This is a genomic window from Actinomycetota bacterium, from assembly GCA_040905475.1.
Taxonomy (GTDB): domain Bacteria; phylum Actinomycetota; class AC-67; order AC-67; family AC-67; genus DATFGK01.
The window spans coordinates 1-5690 of record JBBDRM010000081.1 but is presented as its reverse complement, the minus strand read 5'-3'; the positions used below and the strand labels follow the sequence as shown (position 1 = coordinate 5690).

Genomic DNA, 5690 nt, shown 5'->3' with positions numbered 1-5690 from the left:
CCCACCGGGGTTGGAAACCAATAAACCGAGCCTCCATCACTCCCAGGGCGGTTCAACCGGTCGGCGGCCACGGTGTCGAGGTCGTCGCGATTGGTGATGAAGCTGTGATGCCGCCAGTGCGGGAACAGCGCGGCTTGAGCGGTGTCAGCGACCCGGGTGCGACGCACCACCAACCGCGCGATGCGACGATGCTTCTTCAACCGGCCGCCGCCGACATAGGTGGTTTCAGCGACCTGGGCGTAGCCGTTGTCGGTGTAGTCGATGTCGACCCAGGCGGCCTCGGGGATCGCGGCGATCGCAGCGATGACCTTGGTGTTGTTGGTGACGGTGATCGACCACGACATGCGGTGACGGTCCAAGGTGCGTAGCAGTTCCCACGACCAGAACCCCGAATCGGCCCGCACCGTCTTCGTCCCGGTCGCCTTTGCGCGTTTCAAGATGCCGGCGAGTTCGTCGACGAACCGGTTGATCCCGCGTGACGATCCGGCGGAGCCTTTGCGCATCCGGGAGAACAAGATCTCACCGGTGTCGGCGCGTGTCGCGACGAGGGGGTGGTAGCCGAGACATTTCGTGTACCCGTATCCGGCGCCCGCCTTGTCGTGGCCGTGCACCTCACAGATCGTGGAATCCAAGTCGATCACCAGATCGCCCTCGCCGGGTCCGGCACCTGCTGCCCACGCCGCCGCCAACAACCGTGCGGCGACGGCGTCGAGTTGACGGACGAACCCGAACGTGAAGGTGCGCAGGAACGTCCCGATCGTGGATGGGGCCATCACCTTGAACGGCAACACCTGCTGGGTCGCCCCCGCGCGCAACACGTTGACGTGGTCGATGTGGGTGGCACCCGCGAGCATCGCGGCGATCAGGGTGCAGATCTTGCGGCCCGGCGCGAACGACCCGGTCCGCACCCAGCTGTTCGCGAGACGTTCGAGACCGAGCCGGGCCATCAACGTGGCCACCGTGATCAGCCCGGCATTCGCGATCAACCCGTCGTGGTCGAATGCCGTGTCATATCGGTCGAGAGTGCGCGATACTGGGAACACAGAAAGTGCCTCCTGCTGCTGGTCGGACTGTGACTTTGAACATCACAATCATCCCAGCTCAGGAGGCCTTTTTGGTGGACGCGCACCACCTCGCACCTACATCAACACGGTGAATCGAGGCTGAGTGACGCGCAGCCCTTCGGCACTTCGAGGGCGATGTCCCGTGCCAACTCGTCCGCGCGTTCGGTGACACTTCCGATCCACGTTGACGCGACCTGAACCGTCGTTACGTCGCGAGGCAGCGGCCAACGAGCCAAGACAAAGCACGTCAAGCCGGAGCTCGCGTGGGCCGGAATCGCAGGGCGACCGCCCCCAACCGGAACTCATGGCGGTTCACCAGCTCGAGCTGGATGCGCTCGCGCAGACCGGCGAGCAACGTCGGCCCGTGTCCGGCAAGGACCGGCTGCACAAGGAACTCGTACTCGTCGATCAGTCCCAGATCCGCCAACGCCAGGGGCAGCGTCACGCCACCCACCCACAGGCGCTCGCCTGGCTCCTGCTTGAGCCGCTGAACCGCTTGCCCCAAGTCGCCTCGCACCAGCTCGGCATTCCAATCGACCCCGCTCAGCGTGCTCGACACGACGTACTTCTTCGCCCGGTCGATGGTCTCGGCGAACGGGATCTCCCACTCATCCATCCAGTCAGGCCACGTGCCCGTGGCCGGCTGCCGCCACGCCGACTCCATCATCTCGTAGGTCATCCGGCCGAAGAGAAGGGCATCGGCTCGTTCCATCTCAGCGGTCCAATAGCGCATCGACTCCTCGTCCGGCGCGAGCCCTGCCTCGTGATGGCAGCAGCCGTCGAGCGTGACGTTAATCGAGTATCGAAGTGGTCTCATCTCGTTGCTCTCCCTTGATGCGCGCGCGTTCACCGGACCGCACTCAGACGACTGCCGGCACCCAATTCTCATCGGCGAGCCGATCGCACCTACTCAACACCGTCGTGGTGAACCAGACCGCAGACCGTGCGAGCGACCGCGATCTGCCGGGCCGACATCGATGGCGGAGTGTCACAGCACGCGCGACGAGCGAGGCAGGTCAGCCCGCCCCGAACGCCGGTTCTGCTGGCGAGCGGAGATCCTAGCCGTTGCCTCCTCTCGTCGAAATGTGCGATGTGTTCACCCCGTTAGAATGATCGGGGTGACCGGGGAACAGCGAGATCTGATCGTTCGAGACCCGCTGGTCTGCCACGGCCAGGCCGTCATCAAGGGCACGCGGATCATGGTCAGCGTCGTGCTCGACTGCCTGGCAGCAGGCATGACGGAGCCCGAGATCATCGACGACTACCCGACGCTCACCGTCGAGGGGATCCGAGCAGCCGCTGCGCATGGTGCAGAACTCGCACGCGACGAGTACCCCGCCGTCGCATCGCGGTGAAGGTCAAGCTCGACGAGAACCTCCCGCGGCGCGGCGCGCCGCTACTTGCAGACGCGGGCCACGACGTCGACTCCGTGCACGACGAGGGTCTCGACGGCGCCGACGATCCGACCGTCTCGGAGGTGGCCACCGCTGCGGGAAGACTGGTCATCACCCTGGACCGCGGCTTCGGCGACATCCAGCGGTATCCCCCGGGTGCCCACGCGGGGATCCTCGTGTTGCGGATCGACGATCAATCTGCGGCGTCGGTCAACGAGGCCCTCGGCGCGCTCGTGGCGTCGACCGACCTGTCCGACCTCGGCGGGTGCGTCGCCGTCTACCGCAACGGCGACCTTCGAGTCCGACGGCCGCCAGTGAGCTGACGCTGCCGGCGGACACCGTGGCGTGGAGCCGTGACTGCCGCCATCCAAGATTTCATCCAAGAAATTCGGCGATACAGCCCGTCACAGGCCGGTACTCGACGGACAACCGACACGCGAACTACCTGGTAGACGGCACAATCTGGCAGAGGGCGGACTGTCCGGAACCGACTCGTAATGCGTAGGTCGTGGGTTCAATTCCCACTCCGGGCTCCACGAGCGAGCGATCGCGACGCGTCCGACGTCATCGCCGGGCTCCTGGGCTCGCCGGCGCCCGACGAGACCTGAACTCTGACATATCTCTACCGTGAGCGGTCTGACTATGTCATGGAGGTGATCGACGTCGACGAGGCCGGACGCCAGCTGGGCGTGAGCGCTCGACGTGTTCGACAGCTCCTCGCCGACGGCCGCCTTCACGGCAGCCAGGTAGGACAGAGCTGGGCGATCGACCCGGCCTCCGTCGAGCGTCTCGGCGACTCCGGACGTCCGATCGGCCGGCCCTGGCGGCCAGCGTCGGCGTGGGCCGTTCTCAAGCTCGCGGCGGGCGACGAGCCGGACGTATCGCCCGTCGAACACTCGCGAGCCCGACGGCGGCTCCGACAACACGGCCTTGTCGGCCTTGTCGAACGGCTCGGTCCACGGGCCTCGGTTCACCGTCTCGGCGCCCACTCGGCGGCCATCGATCGGCTCGCAGCCGATCCTCGAGTCGTACGAGGCGGCGTGAGCGCGGCGGGCGACCACGATGTCGATCTCGTCAACGACGGCTCGTTCGAGGGCTACGCGCCGAAAGGAGCGTTCGACGACCTGTGCGAACGGTACGCCCTCGACCCTGCAGCAGAGCGGCCCAACGTCGTCGTGCGCGTGGTCGACGATCACGACTGGCCGTTCGCTCCTGATCAGCACGTCGCACCGTGGCCAGTCGTGGCGGTCGACCTTCTCGAGGCCGACGACGAACGGTCCCGACGGGCCGGCCGCCTGCTCATGGAACAACACTCATGAGCTGGCCCGCCATCGATCGACCCCCGGTTCACATCCCGGCCATGGCCGGACATGACGCCCACCTGTGGGACAGCCTGCTCGAACTGAGCGAGCTCCGTCCTGGCGAGTCGACACTCGTGGGCGGCCAGATGGTCTTCCTCCACGCCGTCGAGCACGGGATCAGCCCTCCCAGGATCTCGACCGATCTCGACATCGTCGTGAACGCCCGCATCGTGGTCGGCGCCATCGCGGTCCTCGCCGCCGACCTCGTACATCGCGGCTTCCATCTCGACGGGATCGGCCCCGACAACATCGCCCACCGGTACCGGCGCGACAGCGTCGCCATCGACGTGCTCGCGCCCGACGGTCTCGGAGCCCGTGCCGACCTGACCACGACCCCTCCCGGACGAACCCTGCAGGTTCCGGGAGGCACCCAGGCACTCGACCGCACCGAGCTCGTGCCATTCACGACCGGCGCCCGCACCGGCCTGGTGCCTCGCCCCTCGCTGCTGTGAGCCATCGTCTCCAAGGCCGTCGCCGTGCGGGTCGACGACGTCCCCAACGCTCAACGACCCGGCCCATCGGGTCTGGTCGCAGCTGGACCCACCGACTCGAGACCGAGCACTCGCTGCGCTTCGAATCTTGAGCCGCTGATCCCTCAGCGGACCGATCGGGTCTGCCTCGATTCGGTCGTCCGCCTACGACCGGGATCTGTCAGGACGTGCGGTCGCTGCGTTCGTCCGAAGAATCCCGCCAACTCTGATGGAACAAACGCGTGTCGGCAGGGTCGATGTCTCAGCGTGAGCCCTCCCGCCCGCACTGCCGATGACGACTCAGCGCCGGACTTCCTCACCGTGGAGGAGGCCGCCGCGGTGCTACGGATCGGCCGAACCACGGCCGACGAGTTGGTGCGCGAGTTCCTTCAGACCGGGGCACTGCCGGGCGTGCTGGCGATCATCGACGACGATGACGTGTTCCCCACCGTCACCATCGACCCAGTCGCCCGCACCGTGGCGTGGCCCGCCGGTGTCGACTTCGATCCCGATGTCCTTCACGGCGATCAAACCCCCGCCAGCGGGACCGGACCAAAGCTGCTTCGCGAGTACCACCGCGAGCCCGCCCGCTCGCGGTTGCCACTACCCCGCCAGATCGCACTGGCTGAACCCGACCACTGACCGCGGACGTGGTCGCACCGGCAGAGGAGATGAGCGCAGGCACATCGGGGGCGCGCCGTCAAGCGTGACAGCGGGACATCATGGGGCGGACTTCGAGCGATCGCTGCCGCCACAGTTCGCCCGGTTAGCGAACGCGTCGGAGAGCTCGGCGCTGGGGGCGATCTGAGCGAGCAAACCAGCAGGAAGCCGAGTTCTGGTTCGTTCAGCTGATGGAAGAACCGCGCGTACTCGCACCGGGTGACGTTGACGTTGACCTCGTCCGCCGCCCCTTCGAGTCGATCGTGGTCCTGAGCATCCCCCGCCTTGCTGACTCGCAATGCCCACTCCACGGTGTCACATGAACCGCCAGGCGGCGTGGCAACGCGGACGGACTCGCGGAGTCGGCTTCCCAGAGCCTCCCGAACCAGGCGGTGCGCCCGCTCGCGACCGATTTCGTCTTCCATCGCCCGGATGAGCGGAACGAGAACCTCCGCTTGGATCTTGGTGCGTTCGAGCAGCGTGATCTTCGGTCCATCCCCCATGCGCAGGACCGTACCGCGTTCAGGCAAGCGCCTCGAGAACGTCCGGCAGGCGATCGTCCGAGCTTCAACTGAGGTCGAACATCGACGGACCATTGGAGGACTACCCAAGCCGAGCACCCGGTAATCCCGAACCCGATGCCATTGCTCCTGCCGGAGCAAGCATGGTATCGAAGTGATACCATGCCCTGATGGCCATGACACTGCGGCTCACCGACAGTGAGCAAGAAGCGTTGAGAGC

7 protein-coding genes are annotated in these 5690 nt (G+C 66.4%); 5 read left to right on the top strand and 2 right to left on the bottom strand.

Annotation, left to right across the window (positions count from 1 at the left end; translation table 11 throughout):
• A partial coding sequence (locus tag WEB06_08530; GenBank protein ID MEX2555664.1) for an IS1380 family transposase occupies positions 1-1043 on the bottom strand: 1043 nt, incomplete at its 3' end.
• A 268-nt stretch (positions 1044-1311) separates the two neighbouring features.
• Positions 1312-1881: a dihydrofolate reductase family protein gene (locus tag WEB06_08525; protein MEX2555663.1), complete on the bottom strand. Its 570-nt coding sequence runs from the start codon at positions 1879-1881 to the stop codon at positions 1312-1314.
• Positions 1882-2182: 301 nt separating this feature from the next.
• Between WEB06_08525 and WEB06_08520 the strand changes: the two genes are divergently transcribed.
• The 5 genes from WEB06_08520 to WEB06_08500 all read left to right on the top strand — a co-directional run bounded on the left by WEB06_08520 (position 2183) and on the right by WEB06_08500 (position 4931).
• On the top strand, positions 2183-2419 hold the full coding sequence (locus WEB06_08520) for a DUF433 domain-containing protein (protein MEX2555662.1): 237 nt from the start codon (positions 2183-2185) through the stop codon (positions 2417-2419).
• Positions 2416-2781 (top strand): DUF5615 family PIN-like protein, encoded by a 366-nt coding sequence (locus tag WEB06_08515; protein MEX2555661.1) that lies wholly within the window; start codon positions 2416-2418, stop codon positions 2779-2781. Before WEB06_08520 ends, WEB06_08515 begins: the two co-directional genes overlap by 4 nt.
• Positions 2782-3105: 324 nt before the next feature.
• Positions 3106-3777, top strand: a complete 672-nt coding sequence (locus WEB06_08510; protein MEX2555660.1) for a helix-turn-helix domain-containing protein — start codon at positions 3106-3108, stop codon at positions 3775-3777.
• A gap of 41 nt (positions 3778-3818) precedes the next feature.
• Positions 3819-4271, top strand: coding sequence for a hypothetical protein (locus tag WEB06_08505; protein MEX2555659.1), 453 nt, complete (start codon positions 3819-3821; stop codon positions 4269-4271).
• A 285-nt stretch (positions 4272-4556) separates the two neighbouring features.
• Positions 4557-4931: a helix-turn-helix domain-containing protein gene (locus WEB06_08500; GenBank protein ID MEX2555658.1), complete on the top strand. Its 375-nt coding sequence runs from the start codon at positions 4557-4559 to the stop codon at positions 4929-4931.
• Positions 4932-5690 lie beyond the last annotated feature (759 nt).

Bases quoted from the DNA above. Each gene is read 5' to 3' on its own strand.
- WEB06_08525 (MEX2555663.1), bottom strand. From the start codon at position 1,881: ATGAGACCACTTCGATACTCGATTAACGTCACGCTCGACGGCTGCTGC.
- WEB06_08510 (MEX2555660.1), top strand. From the start codon at position 3,106: ATGGAGGTGATCGACGTCGACGAGGCCGGACGCCAGCTGGGCGTGAGC.
- WEB06_08505 (MEX2555659.1), top strand. From the start codon at position 3,819: ATGGCCGGACATGACGCCCACCTGTGGGACAGCCTGCTCGAACTGAGC.